We start from the raw sequence: 21,854 nt of genomic DNA, 5'->3' as shown, positions 1-21,854 counted from the left end.
GTTACATGCCCGTTCTGCCGGATGCAGGAAGCCATCGGTAAAGTGTTGGCACAGAAACGCCAAGGTTCGCAGCAACTTCTTTGGGAGGAATGCCGTCAGTCAGCAGCTTTTTAGCAGCCTCAATTTTTGAGTCTGTCATCTGCCGTTTGCGCCCCCCAATCTTTCCTCTCTGGCGTGCAGTTTCAAGACCGGCCTTAGTGCGCTCAACAATCAATTCACGTTCCATTTGAGCAAGGCTTGCCATGACATGGAAAAAGAAGCGTCCTGCTGTTGTTGTAGTATCAATGCTGTCTGTGAGACTGACAAAATGGCAGTCCTGTTGTTCAAGCTCATTTACCAAGGTAATCAGACTTCTGGCACTTCTCCCAAGGCGATCCAGCTTCCAGACAACCAGGGTATCCCCATCACGTAACACTTCAAAAGCGAGTTTTAAGCCCTCTCGGTTACTCTGTGTTCCGCTGGCTTTGTCTTCATATATCTTTGTGCAGCCAGCTTCCGATAGAGCCTTCCGCTGTAATGAAAGATCCTGATCTTTTGTTGATACTCTTGCGTAGCCGATTTTCATATCAGCCTTCCTTGATCATCTCTGTAAAATCAGACCACTGCTCAACTCTGAAGGCTCTGATATCTCTGACAGAAGCAGGAAACCAGGGAAGTGCTTTCAAAGCCGTGATAGCGCGGAATAAATTCGCCATGTTCTCGTCGTCTGTGACGTAAAGGCTTCCCTGAACTCGTCTGAAGCCAAAGCCAGATAGCGTGGAGCCAATCTCAACATAAGCCTGTGGCACACCTTTCGGGTGATGCTTTTCAGTCTCAGCGACAACCAGATCAAAGGCAATGGCGAACATCAGTGAGCTACCGGATCATTTTTGATATTTGAATACCTGTATTCAGCTTCTTCTCCAGACTCAGGAATCTGAATTAAAACAATCCAGTCATCCTGATCGATCGGTCTGACAGGCGCAACAATTTTGTACGCAGGACCCAACTCGCCAAATCGTCGATACTGACCGATTAGTTGGGGATCAGGGAATCGATCTTGGGGCATTTTTTGGTCTCCTGATTATCAAAACTCATTTAAGAGTATGGAATCGAGAATTTAATTTCAAGAATAGTTTTTGAGAATCAGAAAGCAAGATTTTTCGGGACAGATTCTGAAACTCGGCTATCTTATCGAAAACCAACGTTTTTGAGAATAAAGATAACCGCCACCGATGGTCGCAATTCATGAAACGGCTTACCCGAGGCTGCGCTCTCGTACCACTTTTGATGATCTGGATGGTTCGATCTGGGAGCCTAAACCTGATGAAATGGACTGGATTAATGGTCAGGTAAAAAAGCCTCTGCACCGCCAAGTACTTTTGACCATGCTGAAGATGTTTCAGCATTTGGGCTATCACACAAGTTTTGATGACCTGCATGATGGATACACTCAATATTACGGGAAGATAACAAAGAGCCGGAGTTCCGATGCAGAAGTCAGAAAACACCGAGACTCTTCCGCAAGAAGCATTTATCTGCGTCTGCTGAGAGACCGCTTCAAAGTAAAACCCGCTGGTAGAAATATCTTCATACAACTGGCCTATGAGTCAGCCAAAAGCAAACACCACCTGGCAGATATCATCAATGAAGTCCTCGAAAACCTGATCAAGGACTCTTATGAGCTTCCCCCCTTTGATGCACTTGCACGGGTAGCAAGTGACCAGCGCCGAAGGATCAATAAAGAACTCTACAGCAATTACCTCGATTCTATTGATGAAAAATCCAGACAGGTTCTCTCATCATTACTAAATGAGGAATCCTGGGAGAAGCTGAAAAAAGAACCAGGAAAACTGACGACAAAAAACACAACCAATACGCTGGCAGTGTTGAGCTGGCTTCGCAAGCAACAGGCAGGTTTACCCAATTTACCGGATATCACACCGGGACTTACAATTGGAAGCCCGCGCTCTGGATCGTTCGGAAATGGCGCGATTGAGAAAGGGTAAGCAAGAGCTGCTGCTGACGATCCTACTCCGTTACCGACTTTCCCGCACCCTTGATGATGCGGCTGATTTACTGATCAAACTAATGCGGCGCATGCATACTCGGGCAGATAAGAAGCTGAAAGACTGGCTGAAAAATAAAACGAAACAGCAGGAGCAGCTTATCGGGCAGCTGAAGGATGTTACCGTTGCTTACCAGGGGAGTAGCAGAAACGATCAGCATAAACTCCGGAATATAGGCACAGCCCTGAAACACAATCCGCAGGAAGTGAACGACTCCTGCGACCAACTACTGACCTACTCAAGCAACAATTACCTCCCGTTTTTGTTGCCTATGTTCATAAATCATAGAGCAAATCTGTTTGATGCCCTGAGCTTACTGAAGGTGAGAACGCCTCATAGTGATTATGAGCTGTTCAAAGCCATACTGTTTATCAAGAAACACGAGACATCACGTAAAAGCCATATTGATGTATCCAACAGCTCTGTATCCCTAAAGTGGATACCTGCAAGAAAGTGGTGGACTTCAGTCACAGATACCAAAAAGAAAGGCGAACCCGTTACCAAAGTACATCGCCTTTATCTTGAGCTATGCCTCTTTACTCTGGTTGCAGAAGCACTCAGGTCTGGCGACTTGTTTGTTGAAGACAGTGAGAATTTCAGTGATTTCAGAACGCAGTTTATCTCAGAAGAAGAGTATCAAGAGCAGTTCGAAGATTTCTGTCAAATGATGGGCTATCCCTCCAATGGTGCAGACTTTTGCAGGCAGCTCAAAGCCAAGCTTCACGCCGTTTGCAAAAAGGCTGATGAGCAGTTCCCTGATAATACTGAAGTGCAGATCATTAATAAAAAGCTATGTATCACCCCAGTCAAGGCAGAGAAACCAACACCTGAGCAAGAGGCTCTCGCATCCCTGATCAAAGAGCGTATGCCGCCCAAAAATATTCTGGATGTACTGTCTGAAACTGAAAAGTGGCTGAATCTCAGCAAGCATATCCGGCCTTTGTCGGGCAATAAATCCAGAATCGACAATACAGAAGAACGCTTTGTCCTCAACCTGCTTTGTTACGGCTGTAACCTTGGGCCAGTCCAGCTGTCCCGCTCAGTTCAGAATATCAGCCGCAAACAAATTGCACGGCTGAAACTTAAGCACTGTTCCGAATACACTCTCATCAAATGTATCCGAGATGTCATCAATGGCTATAACCAGTTCTTGTTACCTGGCTACTGGGGAACTGGCAAAAGAGCATCTGCTGACGGCACTAAATGGGATGTGTACGAAAATAACCTTCTGTCCGAGTACCATATTCGGTATGGAGGCTATGGTGGCATCGCCTACTACCACCTCAGCGACAAATATATCTGCCTCTTTTCCCGCTTTATACCCTGCGGTGTTTACGAGGCAATTTATATCCTGGACGGGCTTCTGGAGAATGACTCGGACATTCAACCTGATACCGTCCACTCTGATACACATGGGCAAAGCCTTGCAGTCTTCGGTCTGGCTTATTTGCTGGGAATTAAGCTTATGCCCAGGATAAAGAACATCAAGCGGTTAAATTTGCACCGGCCAGAAGCTGGCGCCAGGTTCAAGCACATTAACGGTATCTTCGCAGAGCCTATCGACTACAAGGTAATCGAAAGAGAGTTTCCAGAAATGTTGGGAATTGTCATGTCAATCAAGGGCGGTAAGCTCACCGCATCAACTATTGTTCGTCACTTAACTGGAAAGAGCCGGAAAAACCAGTTGTATTATGGCTTCAGGGAGCTTGGCAGGGTCATACGAACCCAGTTTTTGATGGAGTATATAGCGGATGGCGGCTTACGCCGTATGATCAACGCTTCAACCAATAAAAGTGAGCACTTCAACAAGTTTTCTGACTGGGTTTTCTTCTATAACAAGGGCGTGATTCGGGAAAATGACCGTCACGAACAGGACAAAATCATTAAGTGGAATCACCTTGCCACTAACATGCTCATTTTTTATAACGTCGAGGTGATGACGAGAGTATTGAAGGAGCTGAGAGAAGAAGGACACAAGATCGCTGAAGATGATTTGAAGCACCTGTCTCCTTACATAGAGAGTACAAACCGGCTGGGAGACTACCGTCTTGAGTTAGCCAAGCAGGTACGGCCTCTGGATTTTTCTATTTCGGTACTGTGAGCAACCCTTTCAGAATGTCACTGAAATCACTTATTATTTGGCACAATAGTTCTGAACATTAAAGGCGGCGAAATGCCTGGATACTATCAATACCGTTTTAATCTTGATCTTCGTGCCAGCGACAAAATCATCAAGAAGACAGCTAAGCTTAACCGCCTGAAATCGTGGTCGTTCGAGGACCATATCCATCACTATACCAACTACATCGAACCAGACTTCATTAATACATTAGATTTCGGAATTTGTTGTGAAGAGTATTACTGGCGTATTGGTCAGCGCCGTATGATATTTCCCAAGGATGCAGACGTTCTGAACATGCTGTTACAGGCGAAGTTTTCCCTATCAGCGGTTGAAGGTTTTCGGTTGCCCTATGATCAGTTTATTTTAGCGATCCCGAAGGAATATAAGTTTGCCGAATTGTCTATAACGGGAGTTCTGGTGACGATGTGCCGGAATACTGACGAGATGAATGAGAAAATTGATCCACTCATCAAGGTATGCAGCAAAGGCACCGAGTCGGCACAAACGCCTCCTGGTCGCAAGGGAATGCTGACGTTTAATTTTCAGTTTGCTCATGATCCGGCAACAACATATTCTCGCATATCTGTAAAATTAGAAGATTTGCCACGTATTCTGTCTGCAAACCGATATCAGGACCTTGCCGACATTCTCCCAGGGTTTGCTTCAAGAGGATATCTTCACACGGAGCGTTGTGATAATGCGGAATTGCAGGCTCATTATGAGTTGCTGAAACTGGTGGTGTCCATGTCAGTGTATGTTATGTACGCACGCAGCAATGATCGCCACGATATTTTGCAGGATGGACTGCCAGGAAAGTTCAGCAATCACCAGTTTGCATCTCTGGGTCATCGTCGTAGCAAACATATGACTTTAGGCAGTATGTCTGGTGTTAGGGAAAATAGAACATCCCCGAACAGCCACTACAGGTCATGGCATTTTCGTCAGCTGGTACATGACAAGTATTATCAGAATGAATATCAGGGCATGGAGAAAGGGAGCCGGATCGTTTTTGTTTCTGATACTTTGGTTTCCAGCAAGGCCAAGCCAGTAACATTGGTGGGTTAATCTTTGTACCCCTGTATTGTCGATCTGCAAAATAGCATTGCTTTTGCAGATCGAGGAGCGTACCAATATTATTAAGCAGATACTGTGTTCAGGCAGGCGTAGTTACCAGCCTTGCACTTAGTATTCACCATGTACAACTTATTGTTAAGGTAAGCGCGGATTAGCGCTTTGTCCATTGGGATATGAACAACCGGAACTTCGTTTGCAGCAGCGGCTAGGCTGGATAATTTTGCCATCAGGTCTGCAACTGTTTTTTTGGGAGTATTCCCGTTGTACATTGCCTCTCGGCTTTTGAAATCTGGGTATACGACAATGATAGGAAGCCCGATACTGGCTGCGTAAGTGATTTCCTCTCGGACTGCAACAGAATTTTTTGTGTGCCCACTTAAGAAAAGGATCATGTTCTTGGATGCTCGGAGGCGTTCACGCAACCGAGGCTTCAGGGTCTTTTCCCAGTCGCTACCGTCACGGACGTTATAGGTTTTACCGTGAGAATCCACAAATGGAAAGGTAGGATCTTTTCCTTTCCATGCTCTGAGCATGTTGTAGTGGCAAAAATCTTTAGCCAAATTTGCACCAAGACCACCTTCTTTGAACGTGCCATCATTTACATAAAATGCCGCATAGTTTCCGGTTCTATTCATAGTCGCATTAGCTCCCTGTGTGTTCGAGTTCAAGCCTGATTTTTGTTAAATCAACTTTGTCCTTAACGGACTCGTGAAGAACGATTTTTAGCCCACCTGGTAGAGTGAGCTTCCTGTTCAGCGACATTGTGATAAACATGTTTTTCAATAGTCGCTGAGGGGTATCCACACCAGCCTGACCACCTCCCATTAGCGGCATGCAGACAGGACGGGCTTGAGCGTGAGTATGAATATGTTCGGATAACCGGGCAAGGACGCGAGTGTACTCATCCCAGGTAACTTCGGCACGATCCTGTTCATTAAATCGGGTCATGGCTATGAGGAGAAAGCTCTTGCCTTCACAGTCAACCCTGACGGCTGTACCCAAATCATAACTATTTTTGTTTCCGCGCCGACGGGCACTGTTTACCTTTGGTATTAGTCCCTTGAGCCCTTTCTGGATTTCCTTTTTCAGTGGATTTTGATCATCTTTGTAATATCGCTCAATAAACTGGCCGTGAAGGGTGTTTTTGGCAATTATGCGGTCATCAACAATAGTGTCGAAATACTCGTTAACAGGAATTACGATGAGTCCGGATTCTTTGAAGATATCACCAAACTCAATCTTGGTATCTGTGTTATCCGTAAGGCTAAGCTCGATATTGTTTCTCCGGCGGATGATGAAAAGTCCGACAGCAACGGCTATCAGCAATATAAAAAGAAGAGTATATAGTTCGCGCCCCTCCCGAAAGGTCGGCAGTCCTGATGCTGCCAACACATCAGTACCAGTGATAATCAGACCGAGACAGGACAAAGCCCCCATTCTAAACGCATGAAACTTGACCACCAGAGTTCCCTCTCAACTTTATGCTTAAGCACGAATATTGCCACCCTGATGAATTTGGCTCAAGTCTATGAAAAACTTAATAAGTTAGAGGCTGGGTACTTTGATAAAAGACTGCTTGAAGTCATTTTCTGGAGTAATGACAAATGGCTTGCGTGACTCAATCCGCATTGCCGATTTCTATGTAAAACAGTGTGTTAGCTGTATTTTCTGACGTAAAAGCAATTTTGCAGGCCGAGGCCCAATTAGGCGTAGACTTGCCTTTTAAATGCCTGCTCTCAATTGTGTACGGTAATAATGCACACCAAAGGTAGAGGTAATTTATGAAAAGTGTCAGCGTTAATCAGTTCAGGGATAACCTGAAAAGTTTTGTAGAGAAGGTTGTGGGCAACAGCACTCCGCTTAAGGTCACTCGGCGCGGTGGAGAAGACTTTGTGATGATCAGTGCTGATGACTGGGAGCAGGAACAAGAGACTCTTTATGTGCTGCAGAATAGTAGCTTGATGCGGCAGATTGCAGACTCACAGAGTACACATAGCCAGGGTGAGGGCTATCAGCCAAGTGAAGAGGATATCAGTGAGATCATTGGTCTTTGAGGGTAATACTTGGCAGGTATACGAAGCTCTACGCGAGAAAGTTGACATCCTCCCCACCCTGAAGAGGGGGTCGCAAAACTCTCTCCGCCGTGGGAACGCGCTGACTCCCGTCATTGCCGGCTTCATTCCCGCGAAGGCGGGAATCCACACTGACTCACCACCAGAACCGTACTGCCCGGTGTCCCCCTGGCCTTGTCATCCCCGAGAAGGCAGAGATCCACCGTTGGCGCTGGATTCCCGCCTTCGCGGGAATGACGACTTCAGAGCGAGAGAACGAGCTGAAGTTTTGCGACACCCTCTGAAGAGGGTGTCGTAAAAGCCAAAATTCAAATCCAGTAGGACGGGGATTCCTGTTAGTCACCTGCAGGTTCCTGTTTCACAGTTCGTTGCTCAGGGAACAAGCGGAGCCGCCCTGGCTTGGTTCTCGCATACAAAGTAGTGAACTAAATCATTTCCTTTCTGTCTAAATATTAGGGCGATAGTACAAGTTACGAATAATTTACCCCTTCTCTTGAGATTGCCTTTAGAACTGTCATGAAGCATTAAATTTGCAAGGCAAATGAGCTAACCACAAGGACGGTATTAACAACAGCTACAACTTAATAAAGGACGATTAATTATGGATAATGTAAAAACTTTTGCTACCGGCTACGGCTATAGCTATCTGCCCGGTGTAATAGCTGCTGAAAATAGCTCCCCCACCTCAAGAGCTGTAAAGCCCTCACCAGTAAAAAATGGTGGTGAGATGAGCGTCGCTGACAACCCCAAAGAAATGACGGATTCAAGCGGGCAAACGCAGAGCCTGATGAAAAGGAAAATTGAAAATTCTAAAACTGCTGCAGACGGTGCAGTCATATCTGCACAAGGCTCAGAACAAAATCGTCCCTGCTCTGATAACCCTGACTTCCGATCTGATGATTATATTGTGGCAAATCATTTCGCATCTTTACGTCCGATAACTCCCTCTTACGAACGCTTCCCGGTAGGTGACAGTAGTAAGCCCATGAATGAACAATTTGCCAATAAAACGATTCATTGGCTCCAGCAACTTAACACATCATACGAAGAGCGGAGCTCAGTCATGACAAGATTTCGTGAAATACCTAAGACATTGGTCATAAGTTACACCTATTCGAGCAGTGGTATACCCAGTGCAACCTTTACGTACGATTCTTCTCGTTTGCCAGAATTGCTGGAAGAAAGAAAACGTCTGGGTGTTTATTATGCTGAGGATTATAAGGCCTACGAACTTCCCGAGCTGTCAAAAGCCAGCGGCTTGGGATTGCTCTCACTGCCAAAATATTTTGATCATACTTTCAGATCCAGCTTTGTAGCAAAGGATAACGGGCGTACACCCAGTGAGTGTCTGAATGCTTTTTTTCATGGTCCTACCATTTCAGACTGTGCGACAACTATTCTGGCCTGTCAGTATCGAGCCATTGAATCGATCATTGGCACCGACGAATTCAACCGAATCTTTGGTGCACCGGTCTCAAAGTTCAGAATTTCCTGCACGATTATGTCGCATACCAGCAAAAACTCTTCTAGCCTCGCGAATATTGCTGAAAAATTAGAACCGATCGACTTGAGCAACCCTATCTATAATCTGTTTCACGATCTTAACCGCACTGACGATAACTGCCCTGTCAGGAAACTGTCAGAACGGGATATCAAAAAGGGTGATCTCATCTACATTCAGGGCGTAGCGATCTACATGGAGAAACATAAATTCGGTACTGCTATAGGTTTTAATCTGATATGCACCGGGCAAAATAGCAGTGGACAGAATCTCTATCTGGGGTTTGGTCCGGATAAATTTGATGAACCGAAAACCTACGACCAAGTCAAAAAAATACTGATTGATGGTTACAACAAACCACAGAGTCCTGAAACAATCCATGCAATTAAAAGGGGGGGAACGCATTATGCAGACCTGAAAGACAGTATTCTGCCCTATGACTCCCCTATTGTTGGTATCACTCGTGGGCTTCGCTTCAGTAATGAGCGATGGGAAGATTTTTTGTCGCAGTGCGATCAAGTCTGGCATTGCCAACCACTGTTGCCTGTCACATCGACTATGGAACCAAAGCCGGTGCATCAGGTTTCACCGTTCACCATTGAAAATCTTGATTCTGATTTTGATCAATTCAAAGCCGACTCAATACAGCAGAAACTGATGAAAGGTACGGCCCTGAAGTTCGCACACACTGTGATAAATAATCAGTGTGAAGCCTCGCATAAAAAGCCCATGGGACTATTCTTGAGCGGATCAGCGGGAATAGGAAAAACACATCTATGTACAGCGGTTGCCAAAAAAGCAGCCGAATATGGTGTTGACACCCTTTATATAGACGATTTTACAGCAGGTACTCTGTTCGAGGACTTAGAGGGTAATGAAACGCTATGGGCTGAAAAGATCGACGAAAAGCTTGCCGGAAAGGAATTGGTGGTCATCGATGATGCCAACGGCTTACTTAGCAAAAAACTTCTGGCAAAAACAATGAGACATGTGATGACTCATAACAAAGCCATCATGGTCAGTTCAAATGTTCATATTCCTGCCAAAGATGCAACCCCTGGCATTATTGATCCCTTAACCAGGAAAGCTCATAACTTTCTTTACCTGAGCGATTTGCAGGGAGACAGTCACCGTTCCCAATGGTGGCATAGCCCTGAAGTTCAGACGGCTGATGCATTATCGCAACTGGGTCAGTATCAAGGCCCCAGGGCGGCAGCAGTCATCACTGAGAGGGCTATATCAATAGACGAAATGGCCAAAATACTCAGTATTCCGGAAGAACAGATCCGCCGGGTGGGTCCCCCTCTTTTGCCCGGACTCCCACAAAAAGCAAGCCCCGATTCCCATCTCAGCGATTTATCCAAAACACAGCATCAGGCTGTTTTTATGGAGTGTGATGCTGCTGGTGGTAAAATTAAAATTGAGCAGTTCATAAATATTGTTCAGAGAGTACACGATGAAGGCTTAAAGCTGGTGGTTAAAACCGAAGACCGCTCATTATTGTTAAAAGATGTACTGAATTATTTAGAGAAAGATTTCAGTATTAGAAAGTACAGGATCCGTATTGCTGACCGACTCAAGCATATGTTCCGGGATTTTTCGGAATCCGGACTGTAAAGTTGACTCGGGGCTCGGCCCCCAGAATTGCTTTTAGATTGAAAGCTAAGGCGCCGAAGCCTCGACCAAAGTCAGTCATTAGCAGAGCAAGAAGCCAGGCAGATCGTCGGATTTGGACTCACCCCATGAAACGACCAGTCAGCTTCAATTACACAATTTAGTACATTAGGGTTCAAATTCATTTGAGCCCCCTTCAGCAGTGAACTAAATCATTTCCTTTCTGTCTAAATAAATAGAGCGATAGTACAAGATTCGGATAATTTACTCCTTCTTTTTAGAGTGCCTGAACAATGAGTCAGAAAATATGATTTCGTATGGTTGAGTACTTAACCAGAAGGACGGTATTAACAGCAGATGCAACTTAATAAAGGACGATTAATTATGGATAATGTAAATGTTTTTGCTACCGGCCATCAGTCAGGTGTACCTCTCCAATACGGAAAAACAGTGACTAAATCATCTGAAATAACGGCTGAAAATAGCCCCTCTCTCACCACTTCCGGTTCCACCTCTAGAAGTGTAAAACCCTCGCCAATAAAAAATGGTGGTGAGATGAGCGTCACTGACTACCCGAAAGAAAGGGTGGATTCAAGCGGGCAGACGCAGAGCCTGAGGAAAAGAATAATTGAAAATTCCAGTACTTCGTTCTCCGCAAGCGGTACTGTCATATCTACACAAGGTTCAAAAGAATACCGACCCTACTTCTATGACCCTTTCGACGAAGTTGATCGGGGTATTCAAGAACACCATATTGAATCTTTGCGCAAGATAACTCCCTCTTACAAATCCTTCCCGGCAAGTGTCAGTAATAGGCCCATGGATGAACTATTTGCCGAACATACGATTCATTGGCTCCAGCACATTAACACATCATACGAAGAGCGGAGCTCGGTCATGACAAGCATTTATGATTTTTATAATTTTCATAAAAAAGCACCGTTAGAAAAAGTCAGTGTTACCAAATTGAACACTGGCTTAGACTCGACAAGTTTTTCTCTTTCTGACTCAGCCAGGGCAGACTGTTCTCCTTCCTTTGCTCAGATGTATGAGGGGATAGAACGGCTGGAGTTAAGAAAACGTCTGGGTATATTTTATCCTGAGGATTATAAGAAATATGAACTTCCCGAGCTGTTATACGGTATCTACCTCGGGCGGCACACACTACCAGAATTTTTTGACCTGGGTAACAGAAACAGCTTTGTAGCAGTGGATAACGGGCATACACCCAGTGAGTGTCTGAATGCTTTTTTTCATGGTCCTACCCTTGCGGACTGTGCAACGGCTTTACTGGCCTGTCAGTATCGAGCCATTGAATCCATCATTGGCACCGACGAATTCAACCGGATCTTTGGTGCACCGATCTCAAAGTTCAGAATTTCCTGCACGATTATGTCGCATACCAGCAAACACACTACTAACGTCGGGAATATTGATCCAATCGATGCCAGCAACCCTATCTATGATCTGTTTTACAATCTTTCGCTCAGTGACGAAACCGGCACTAATTTAACTGGCAGGGAACTGTCAGAACGGAATATCAAAAAGGGTGATATCATCTACATTCAGGGCGTTGAAAGCTACCTGGAGAAACATAAAAGCGGTTGTTCTATAGGTTTTAATCTGATGTGCACCGGGCAAAACAGCAGCGGACAGAATCTCTATCTGGGTTTTGGTCCGGATAGATTTGATGAACCGAAAACCTACGACCAAGTCAAAAAAATACTGATTGATGGCTACAATAAACCACAGAATTCTGTGACAAACTATGCAATCAAAAAGGGGGAAACGCAGTATGCCCGGCTGAAAGACAGTATTCTACCCCATGACCACCCTATTATTGGCATCACTTGTGCGCTTCGCTTCAGTAATCTGTTCTGGGAATATTTTTCGTCGCAGCGCGATCAAGTCTGGCATCATCAACCGCGGTTGCCTGTCACACCGACTATGGAACCAAAGCCGGTGCATCAGGTTTCACCGTTCACCATTGAAAATCTTGATGCTGATCTGGATCAATTGGAACCCGACTCAGAACAACAGGAACTGATGAGGGATATGTCCCTGAAGTTCACACACGCTGTGATTAATAATCAGGGTGGAGCCTCGCACAAAAAGCCCATGGGACTATTCCTGACTGGATCACCGGGAATAGGAAAAACGTACCTTTGTGTAGCTGTTGCCAAAAAAGCAGCCGAATACGGTGCCAACGTCCTTTACATAGACGAAGCTATGGTAGGCGATCTGTATATGGACTACCAGGGTAAAGAAGAGCAATGGGCCAGAAAGATCGACGAAATGCTTGCCGGTAAGGATTTGGTGGTCATCGATGATGCCAACACCGGATGCCTTAGCAAAAAATTTCTGGCAAAAACAATGAAACATGTGATGACTGATAAAAAAGCCATCATGCTCAGTTCAAATAATTATATTCCTGTCAAGGATGCAACCCCTGACGTTATTAATCCCTTAACCAGGGAAGCCCATAACTTTCTTTACCTGAGCGATTTGCAGGGGGACAGTCGCCGTTCCCAATGGTGGCACAGCCCTGAAATACAGGCTACTGATGCAATATCGCAACTGGGTCAGTATCATGGCCCCAGGGCGGCAGCAGTCATCACCGAGAACGCTGTATCAATAGACGAAATGGCCAGAATGCTCAGTATTCCGGCAGAACAGATCCGTCAGGTGGGTTCCCCTATTTTGCCCGAACTCCCACTAAAAATAAGCCCCGATTTCTTTCTCAGCGATTTATCCAAAACACAGCATCAGGCTGTTTTTATGGCGTGTGATCCTGTTTATAGACGTGATGTTGAGCAGCTCATAAATATTGTTCAGAGAGTACACGACGAAGGCTTAAAGCTGGTGGTAAAAACCGAAGACCGCTCATTATTGTTAAAAGCTGTACCGGATATCCTGGAGAAAGACATTTATCTTGAAACGTACAAGCTCCGAATTGGTGACCGATTCAAGCATATGTTCCAGGACTTTTCGGAATCCGGACTCTAGAGTTGGCTCGGGGCTCGGCCCACATAATTGCCTTTACATTGGAATTTAAGGCGCCGAGGCCTCGACCAAAGTCAGTCATTAGCAGAGCAAGAAGCCGGGCAGATCGTCGGATTTGAACTCACCCCATGAAACGACCAGTCAGCTTCAATTACACAATTTAGTACATTAGGGTTCAAATTCATTTGAGCCCCCTTTAGCAGTGAACTAAATCATTTCCTTTCTGTCTAAATAAATAGAGCGATAGTACAAGATTCGGATAATTTACCCCTTCTTTTTAGATTGCCTGAAGTACTGTCATAAAGAATTAAACTTGCCAGGCAAATGAGCTAACCACAAGGACGGTATTAACAGTAGATACAACTTAAAAGGACGATTAATTATGGATAGTGTAACTTTTACTTCTACCGGCTATCTGCCCGCTGTACCTTTCCAATTCGGAAAAACAGAAAATAGCCCCACTTCCACCACTTCAGGTTCCACCTCAAGAAGTGTAAAGCCCTCGCCAGTAAAAAATGGTGGTGAGATGAACATCGCTGAAAACCCGAAAGAAAGGGCAGATTCAAGCGGGCAGACGCAGAGGCTGAGGAAAAGAATCATTGAAGAGTCTAAAACTGCCGCAAGCAGTACTGTTATATCTGCACAAGGTTCAAAACAATATCGTCCCTCCTCTAATGCCTCTGTCTCAAAAGCTGATGATGCTATTATGGCAATTCATTTCAAATCTTTAGACGTGATAACTCCCTCTTACAAACCCTTCCCGGTAAGTCACAGTAACAAGCCCATGGATGAACAATTTGCCAATAAAACGATTCATTGGCTCCAGCAACTTAACACATCATACGAAGAGCGGAGCTCAGTCATGACAAGCTTTTATGATCCCGTCCCGTTTATGGACGAAAGTTCTACCCAATGGGACAATAGCTTTGTCACGGCAACCAACAATGCTTCCAGTTCGCCAAAAGTCCTGGAAGTAAGCAAACGTCTGGGTGTTTTTTATGATGAGGATTATATGGACTATGAACTTCCCAAGTTGTCAAACGGTATTAACCTCGTGAAACACACTCTACCAAAATATTTTGATAGGACTTATATAAACAGCTTTGTAGGAAAGGATAACCGGCATACCCCCAGTGAATGTCTGAATGCTTTTTTTCATGGCCCTACCATTGCAGATTGTGCGACAACCATGCTGGCCTGTCAGTATCGAGCCATTGAATCCATCATTGGCACCGACGAATTCAACCGGATCTTTGGTTCACCGGTGGCAAAATTTAGAATTTCCTGCACGATTAGCCAAAGCTCTTCTGACTTCGTGAATGGTGCTGAAAATTTAACACCGATCGAAATCAGCAACCCTATCTATAATCTGTTTTACGATCTTTCGCACCTTCACGAAACCGGCATTACTTCAAGTGACAAGGAACTGTCAAAACAGGATTTCAAAAAGGGTGATATCATCTACATTTCGGGCGTAAGTGACTACATGAAGAAACATAAATTGGGTAATGCTATAGGTTTTAATCTGATATGCACCGGGCATAACAGCAGCGGACAGAATCTCTATCTGGGGTTTGGTCCGAATGAATTTGATGAACCGAAAACCTACGACCAAGTCAAAAAAATACTGATTGATGGTTACAATAAACAACAGGGTCCTGAAACAATCCGTGCAATCGAAAAGGGAGAAAGGCATTATGCCCAGCTGAAAGACCATACAGTACCCCATGACCACCCCATTGTTGGCATCACTTGTGCACTTCGCTTCAGTAATAATTACTGGAAATATTTTTTGTCGCAGTGCGATCAAGTCTGGCATTGCCAACCACTGTTGCCTGTCACATCGACTATGGAACCAAAGCCGGTGCATCAGGTTTCACCGTTCACCATTGAAAATCTTGATTCTGATTTTGATCAATTCAAAGCCGACTCAAAACAGCAGGAACGGATGAAAGATACAGCCCTGAAGTTCGCACACGCTGTGATAAATAATCAGTATGAAGCCTCGCATAAAAAACCCATGGGACTATTCCTGAGCGGATCAGCGGGAATAGGAAAAACACATCTATGTACAGCGGTTGCCAAAAAAGCAGCCGAATATGGTGTTGACACCCTTTATATAGACGATTTTACAGCAGGTACTCTGTTCGATGACTTAGAGGGTAATGAAACGCTATGGGCTGAAAAGATCGACGAAAAGCTTGCCGGAAAGGAATTGGTGGTCATCGATGATGCCAACGGCTTACTTAGCAAAAAACTTCTGGCAAAAACAATGAGACATGTGATAACTCATAACAAAGCCATCATGGTCAGTTCAAATATTCATATTCCTGCCAAAGATGCAACCCCTGGCATTATTGATCCCTTAACCAGGAAAGCTCATGACTTTCTTTACCTGAGCAATTTGCAGAGAGCCAGTCGCCGTTCCCAATGGTGGCGCAGTCCTGAAGTTCATGCTGCTGATGCAATATCGCAACTGGGTCAGTATCAGGGTGGCAAGGCGGCAGCAGTGATCACTGAGCGCGCTGTATCAATAGAAGAAATGGCCGGAATACTCAGTATTCCGGCAGATCAGATCCGCCAGGTGGGTTCCCCTCTTTTGCCCGGACGCCCACAAAAATTTAGTTCAGATTACTTTCTCAGCGATTTATCCAAAACACAGCATCAGGCTGTTTTTATGGAGTGTGATGCTGCTGATGGTAAAATTGGAATTGAGCAGTTCACAAATATTGTTCAGAGAGTACACGATGAAGGCTTAAAGCTGGTGGTTAAAACTGAAGACCGCTCATTATTGTTAAAAAGTGTACTGAATTATTTAGAGGGTGACTTCTATATTAAAGATTACAGGCTCCGTATTGGTGACCGACTCAAGCATATGTTCCGGGACTTTTCGGAATCCGGACTCTAGCAGCCTGTCGGACTTAAGACTGTCCTACACGGCAACTGCTCCTGCGTTGCTCTAGCTCCTGCATCCATGCAGTCGTGCGGTTGCAATAAATTGGTCTAAAAATCTCTGTTTCTTGCAATCCTCGCTACGGACGCTTAAGTCCGACAGGCTGCTAGCAGAATTGCTTTTACATCGAAGGATAAGGCGTCAAGGCCTCATAGACCAGAGTCAGAAGCAGAGAGCCAGCAAGCAGCCGCCGACTCTCCGGAAGGTCGAAAGGCCTTTTAATTACAGATCAAAACGGACTTCGTCTAACAGTTTCTGAGCGGTCGCATAGTTCTCTGCCAGCTTGTAAACAGGCAGATCGTCGGATTTGAACTCACCCCAGGAAGCAACCATTTTGGAAACCGGTACATCAGGATTTACAGGGTATTCCATGTTGACTTCAGCGAAGGTGGCCTGAGCTTTTTGACTGGCCAGGAATTCCATTAACTTAACGGCATTGTCTTTGTTGGGAGCGTATTTGGTCAGAACCATACCACTGACGTTGACGTGAGAGCCATTGCCTTTCTGATCAGGGAAGTTGATGTAAACGGACTCAGCCCATGGACGCTGTTCTTCATTGGTCATCATCTTGCCGAAGTAATAGCTGTTACCGATAGAGAGGTCGCAAACGCCTTCCGTGATAGCTTTTACCTGGGCACGGTCATTACCCTGAGGGCGACGGGCCAGGTTTTCCTTGAAACCTTCAAGCCATTCTTTAGTCGCTTCCTCACCATTGTGAGCGACATAAGCAGCAACGAGACCTACGTTATAGGCGTTTTTACCACTGCGTGTGCAGATTTTGCCTTTGTACTTTGGATCGGCCAGATCGTCGTAAGTGATGCCTTCCGGCTTCTCTGAACGTTTGGTGCTGTAGATATTTCTGACACGCTTGGTCAGGGCAAACCATTCACCCTCAGGGTCTCTATACTGGGCAGGAATGTCGTTATTGATTGATTGGCTGTCAACGGGCTGGCTGAGATCCTTTTCAACCAGATTCATCAGTCGGCTGATGTCTGTCGTCAATACCAGGTCAGCGGGGCTCAGTTTGCCTTCACGTTCGAGACGCTCACTCAAACCTTTTTTGGCAAACACCATGTTGACTTCAATACCGGTGTCTTTGGTGAACTCTGCGAACAGAGGTTCAACCAGAAAAGGCTGACGATAGGAGTAAACATTAACCACTTCTGCGGCCAGGGAGATAGCAGATGCAGCCATAAGACCTGCTGCTAAAAGTGCTGAAGAGACTTTATTTTTCAACATGGACGACAACCGTATTTTTATAATATCAATCTAAATAGGAAACATTATCATTCGCGCATTCTACAGAAATTTCGTCTTATCGCCAGTTTTTATGAACATAAGTACTAACTTTTTTGTTCTATTCGCATACCATATTTCACAAATAGCATTCATTAATTTGGAATAGTTTTTGGAATGAAAGTTCAAAACATTGTTGTCAATCCACCCAACTAAAGAGCAGGACCAGGATTCTGGGTTGAGCGAATGCCCTTCCTTATGGTTGAGGTGTCCTTGAGCTTCCATAACACTCTGCGTCTTATCTGATCTTCTTTTTCTCCATCCCTTCAGAAATTATCAGTCTGCGAAAAACCTTCCGACTATTCGAAGTCGCTCATACCCTGTTGTGGATAAAAAATACCGCTTTATAAGTCTAAATACGCTTCAAACGCAGGTTTTATCAACCTTTCATTGGCGTGGTTCTGTTAGAAATGCCTTGTGGAAAGCTACATAGAGAAACTATTTATAGATACCGGGATAAGATATTGATAAATTTCGATTGTGGAAAAAGGCTCTTTTATCCACAAGAAAACTACACCTTAACCGAAAGATTCCAACAGTAGACTGACACACTTATTCATTTTTTAAAATATTGATATATATATACTTTTTTTACTTATCCACAGAAACTACTCACACTATTTATAATAAAAATATCTAATAAACACTACGTTAAAGACGGCTATTGTTTTTAATGTTACTCACAGGTAAGGACCTCTAGAAGCAGTAGGAAGACGACATACAAGATTTCGGGCTTTACGACTGAACCCCTGGCTGATAAGGCACTATGCTTTACGCCAATAGGAACAGAGCCTTTAACTGAACGAGTCCTCATCGGGAAAAACAGGCGGAAAGGCATTTGTCATAAAAGATGCATGTTGTGGACAAAAGAGCTGAGGTATAATCCGCCTCCTTTTTACCAGACCCATAAACGAACAAAGGTGATGTGACCTTGGCAGTGGACTTTCCAACCCGGTTTGATGTGATAGTGATTGGTGGTGGCCATGCGGGCACAGAGGCTGCTCTTGCTTCTGCACGTATGGGTGTTAAAACACTCTTGTTGACCCATAACATCGAAACTCTGGGGATGATGTCCTGCAATCCTGCCATCGGTGGTATTGGCAAAAGTCACCTGGTGAAAGAAGTGGATGCCCTGGGTGGTGCCATGGGTCGGGCTACGGATTTGGCGGGTATTCAGTTTCGGGTTTTGAATGCACGAAAGGGGCCAGCTGTCAGAGCCACCCGTGCCCAGGCTGATCGGGCACTTTATAAAGAAGCGATCCGAAACATTCTGGAAAACCAGGACAACCTATGGATATTCCAGCAATCCGCTGATGACCTGATGGTTGAACAGAGTCAGGTTACCGGTGTGGTGACCAACATGGGGGTTCGTTTCCTTGCAACCAGTGTGGTCCTGACTGCAGGAACTTTTCTGGGTGGACGAATTCATATTGGTCTGGAAAATCACAGCGGTGGCAGAGCTGGAGACCCTCCCTCTATAGCCTTGGCCAATCGATTGAGAGATCTTGATCTGGCCGTTGAGCGTCTGAAAACAGGGACGCCTGCCCGTATTGACGCCCGTTCTGTTGATTTTTCGATGATGGCAGAGCAACCGGGTGATACTCCGGTTCCGGTCATGTCCTATCTGGGCTCTGTCGAACAGCATCCCCGTCAGGTGTCTTGTTATATTACCCACACCAACGAACGGACCCATGAGATCATTCGTAGTGGTCTTGACCGTTCACCTATGTTTACCGGGGTGATTGAAGGTATTGGCCCAAGATACTGTCCTTCTATTGAAGACAAGATCACCCGCTTTGCCGACAAGTCTTCACACCAGGTATTCCTTGAGCCAGAAGGTCTGAATACCAATGAGCTCTACCCCAATGGGATTTCTACCAGTCTTCCCTTCGACGTTCAGGTCGATCTGGTGCGTTCCATCCCTGGTCTGGAAAATGCGCATATTACCCGTCCGGGTTATGCCATTGAATACGATTATTTTGACCCGAGAGGTTTGAAATATTCTCTTGAAACAAAAGCGATCGGTGGTTTGTTCTTTGCCGGGCAAATTAATGGCACTACTGGCTATGAAGAAGCTGCGGCCCAGGGACTGTTGGCTGGTTTAAATGCTGGACTGAGAGCGCAGGGTAAAGAGAGCTGGTGTCCTCGCAGGGACGAAGCCTACATTGGCGTTCTGGTGGACGATCTGATTACCAATGGCACCAGTGAACCCTATAGAATGTTTACCAGCCGTGCCGAATATCGTCTGATTCTGCGTGAAGATAATGCCGATTTGCGTCTGACAGAAAAAGGTCGTGAGCTGGGTCTGGTGGACGATGAGCGCTGGTCGGCATTCTGCGACAAAAAAGAGCGAATTGAGAAGGAACATGAACGCCTTCGGACCACATTCATTCATCCAGAGACCGAAGCTTCTGCAAAAATCGACAATAAGCTCTCCAAGCCCATCAGTCGTGAATACAGCCTGCAGGAACTACTGCGTCGTCCCGAGCTGACTTATGCGGATGTTGCCGCACTCTCCGGTGAACCGGAAGCTAATCCCCAGGTCTGTGAGCAGGTTGAAATTGCTACCAAATACGAAGGTTATATCCATCGCCAGACGGAAGAGATTGATCGTCTGCGCCGTTATGAGGGCACAAAGATTCCTGAGGCTCTGGATTACAGTGTGATCGAGGGGTTGTCTAATGAGCTGAAGCAGAAGCTTAATGATGACAGGCCTGAAACTCTGGGACGGGCTTCCCGAATTCAGGGGATGACGCCCGCAGCGGTTTCCTTGCTACTGATTCATCTTAAAAAACGCTCGATGGTTGCCTGATTTTGACCCGCTGACGCAGGCTTGACTTTCTGGTCGAGAAATCAAGCCTGCTTCGATTCGGGAATCGGTTACTCCTTTTCAGAGCCAAGTCACGGTATGACTGGCGCTTTGTTTTTAGAGGATTCCGCGGAGCCACTCGTCCTTTTTTTACCGAATAGGGCGTGACGGGTTGAGTGATCAGAGTGGGTTTCCTGATATTCAGAGTCGATGGTGAAAAGTCAGTGATTAACTGAGTCTGCTCTCTAACAGTCAATCTGGTTTCTGACGGATCACCTGAGAAAAGATCAACCGCTGACTTAAGCCTGCTCAGAATAGTCTGTGAGAGTCGTTTGATTATTTTTTTCATAAGTTTGTTGATAACGCATTGTGTGACTTCCCAGAGAAATTAGTAGAGGCACAGCCAAGAGTTTATCATCACCATCTCTTGTCTGATCGACGATTTGTACTCCGACCTTTTCTTTAAACCTATCCGCCAAACCGGTTGTTCACCATCGAGAAGGTTTAATTTCAGCCTGCAAAGTCGCAAATCGGGTTCGATACTGTTTTTTTATCAATAAGACTATGAAAATTAACGTGCAATCAGAAGGTTATGAATTCGACTGAATCTGCTATTTGCAATACACTATCCATCAAGCCGTGAGGCTGTGAATCCATGTACCCTATCTGGACTGTTTCTTGATGTCTTTTCTGTCCTTACGTGAACGCATCTGCGAGGGAGCAGTTGCGCAATCTCTGATACTGGCGGACAGCCAGGCAGACTTGCTGACAGGTTATGTAGAGCTGCTTGCCAAATGGAACAAAGCTTATAATCTGACCGCCGTCAGGGATCCGCTGGAAATGGTGTCACGACACATACACGACAGCCTGAGTATTGCGCCCTTTATGGAAGGGGATCATCTGATGGACGTAGGTTCCGGGCCCGGTCTGCCAGGCATACCTATGGCGATCCTTAATCCAGAAAAGCACTACACCCTGTTGGACAGTAATGGTAAGAAAACCCGTTTTATGACTCAGGCCAAAACAGAGCTGGGTCTTGAAAATATCACAGTGGCGAATTGCCGGGTAGAATCCTTTGAGGCAATCCAGCCATTTGACGTTATTATGTCCAGAGCATTCAGTTCTCTGGCTGATATGGTGAATGGCAGCCACCATCTGATCAAGGCAGGTGGTAAGTTTCTGGCAATGAAAGGCCTGTTCCCGGAACAGGAACTGGTCGATCTGAAGCAGCTAAGACCAGAAATTTCCCTGCTGGAAAGCCATGCCCTTGACGTCCCGGGTTGTGAAGCACAGAGGCATCTGGTTATCCTGAAGGCTGACGTGTAATTTAAACAGACAGCTTTTCACAAACATAAAGACGAT

General features: G+C 45.4%; 16 protein-coding genes. 10 read left to right on the top strand and 6 right to left on the bottom strand.

The window, feature by feature from the left end; genetic code table 11:
- Position 1: 1 nt before the first annotated feature.
- From ACO6VG_RS05895 to ACO6VG_RS05885, 3 genes are read right to left on the bottom strand one after another with little or no spacing between them, the layout of a single operon-like run.
- Positions 2 to 565, bottom strand: coding sequence for a recombinase family protein (locus tag ACO6VG_RS05895; protein WP_422136057.1), 564 nt, complete (start codon positions 563 to 565; stop codon positions 2 to 4).
- A gap of 1 nt (position 566) precedes the next feature.
- Positions 567 to 848: a virulence factor gene (locus tag ACO6VG_RS05890; protein ID WP_422136056.1), complete on the bottom strand. Its 282-nt coding sequence runs from the start codon at positions 846 to 848 to the stop codon at positions 567 to 569.
- Entirely contained in the window at positions 848 to 1,048 is a 201-nt protein-coding gene (locus ACO6VG_RS05885; RefSeq protein ID WP_422136055.1) for a DUF5397 family protein, read from the bottom strand. Before ACO6VG_RS05885 ends, ACO6VG_RS05890 begins: the two co-directional genes overlap by 1 nt.
- Before the next feature lie 166 nt (positions 1,049 to 1,214).
- Here ACO6VG_RS05885 and ACO6VG_RS05880 point away from each other — a divergent pair, with 166 nt between their 5' ends.
- The 3 genes from ACO6VG_RS05880 to ACO6VG_RS05870 all read left to right on the top strand — a co-directional run bounded on the left by ACO6VG_RS05880 (position 1,215) and on the right by ACO6VG_RS05870 (position 5,235).
- A complete protein-coding gene (locus tag ACO6VG_RS05880) occupies positions 1,215 to 1,988 on the top strand; it encodes a DUF4158 domain-containing protein (RefSeq protein ID WP_422136054.1) in 774 nt (257 codons plus the stop codon).
- Positions 1,966 to 4,149 carry a Tn3 family transposase gene (locus ACO6VG_RS05875; RefSeq protein WP_422473130.1) on the top strand — a complete coding sequence of 728 codons (2,184 nt, stop codon included), beginning with the start codon at positions 1,966 to 1,968 and terminating at the stop codon, positions 4,147 to 4,149. Before ACO6VG_RS05880 ends, ACO6VG_RS05875 begins: the two co-directional genes overlap by 23 nt.
- Before the next feature lie 72 nt (positions 4,150 to 4,221).
- Positions 4,222 to 5,235, top strand: coding sequence for a hypothetical protein (locus ACO6VG_RS05870; RefSeq protein ID WP_422136052.1), 1,014 nt, complete (start codon positions 4,222 to 4,224; stop codon positions 5,233 to 5,235).
- Between the two features lie 71 nt (positions 5,236 to 5,306).
- Here ACO6VG_RS05870 and ACO6VG_RS05865 read toward each other — a convergent pair whose 3' ends face one another.
- Entirely contained in the window at positions 5,307 to 5,879 is a 573-nt protein-coding gene (locus ACO6VG_RS05865) for a TIR domain-containing protein (RefSeq protein ID WP_422136051.1), read from the bottom strand.
- Between the two features lie 7 nt (positions 5,880 to 5,886).
- Positions 5,887 to 6,705, bottom strand: a complete 819-nt coding sequence (locus ACO6VG_RS05860) for a macro domain-containing protein (RefSeq protein WP_422136050.1) — start codon at positions 6,703 to 6,705, stop codon at positions 5,887 to 5,889.
- A gap of 320 nt (positions 6,706 to 7,025) precedes the next feature.
- Between ACO6VG_RS05860 and ACO6VG_RS05855 the strand changes: the two genes are divergently transcribed.
- The 5 genes from ACO6VG_RS05855 (at position 7,026) to ACO6VG_RS05835 (ending at position 16,342) form a co-directional block, all read left to right on the top strand.
- Entirely contained in the window at positions 7,026 to 7,298 is a 273-nt protein-coding gene (locus ACO6VG_RS05855; RefSeq protein WP_422136049.1) for a type II toxin-antitoxin system Phd/YefM family antitoxin, read from the top strand.
- Positions 7,279 to 7,614, top strand: a complete 336-nt coding sequence (locus tag ACO6VG_RS05850) for a hypothetical protein (protein ID WP_422136048.1) — start codon at positions 7,279 to 7,281, stop codon at positions 7,612 to 7,614. Before ACO6VG_RS05855 ends, ACO6VG_RS05850 begins: the two co-directional genes overlap by 20 nt.
- 303 nt (positions 7,615 to 7,917) lie before the next feature.
- On the top strand, positions 7,918 to 10,434 hold the full coding sequence (locus tag ACO6VG_RS05845) for an ATP-binding protein (RefSeq protein WP_422473127.1): 2,517 nt from the start codon (positions 7,918 to 7,920) through the stop codon (positions 10,432 to 10,434).
- Positions 10,435 to 10,815: 381 nt separating this feature from the next.
- Positions 10,816 to 13,437, top strand: coding sequence for an ATP-binding protein (locus ACO6VG_RS05840; protein ID WP_422136046.1), 2,622 nt, complete (start codon positions 10,816 to 10,818; stop codon positions 13,435 to 13,437).
- 379 nt (positions 13,438 to 13,816) lie between these two features.
- Positions 13,817 to 16,342, top strand: coding sequence for an ATP-binding protein (locus ACO6VG_RS05835; protein ID WP_422473125.1), 2,526 nt, complete (start codon positions 13,817 to 13,819; stop codon positions 16,340 to 16,342).
- 267 nt (positions 16,343 to 16,609) lie between these two features.
- On the opposite strand, the gene ACO6VG_RS05830 is transcribed toward ACO6VG_RS05835, so the two are convergent.
- Complete coding sequence (locus tag ACO6VG_RS05830; protein WP_422136044.1) at positions 16,610 to 17,581, bottom strand: Fe(3+) ABC transporter substrate-binding protein; 972 nt, start codon at positions 17,579 to 17,581, stop codon at positions 16,610 to 16,612.
- Between the two features lie 1,039 nt (positions 17,582 to 18,620).
- Here ACO6VG_RS05830 and mnmG point away from each other — a divergent pair.
- Together mnmG and rsmG are read left to right on the top strand one after the other, a co-directional pair.
- On the top strand, positions 18,621 to 20,495 hold the full coding sequence (gene mnmG / locus ACO6VG_RS05825; RefSeq protein WP_422476257.1) for a tRNA uridine-5-carboxymethylaminomethyl(34) synthesis enzyme MnmG: 1,875 nt from the start codon (positions 18,621 to 18,623) through the stop codon (positions 20,493 to 20,495).
- Between the two features lie 678 nt (positions 20,496 to 21,173).
- Entirely contained in the window at positions 21,174 to 21,818 is a 645-nt protein-coding gene (rsmG, locus tag ACO6VG_RS05820; protein WP_422136043.1) for a 16S rRNA (guanine(527)-N(7))-methyltransferase RsmG, read from the top strand.
- Positions 21,819 to 21,854: the final 36 nt, after the last annotated feature.

This window comes from Endozoicomonas sp. ALB032 (assembly GCF_049310125.1).
Taxonomy (GTDB): domain Bacteria; phylum Pseudomonadota; class Gammaproteobacteria; order Pseudomonadales; family Endozoicomonadaceae; genus Endozoicomonas_A.
Note: the sequence above shows the minus strand (reverse complement) of the source record. Positions and strands in the feature narration are given on the sequence as shown.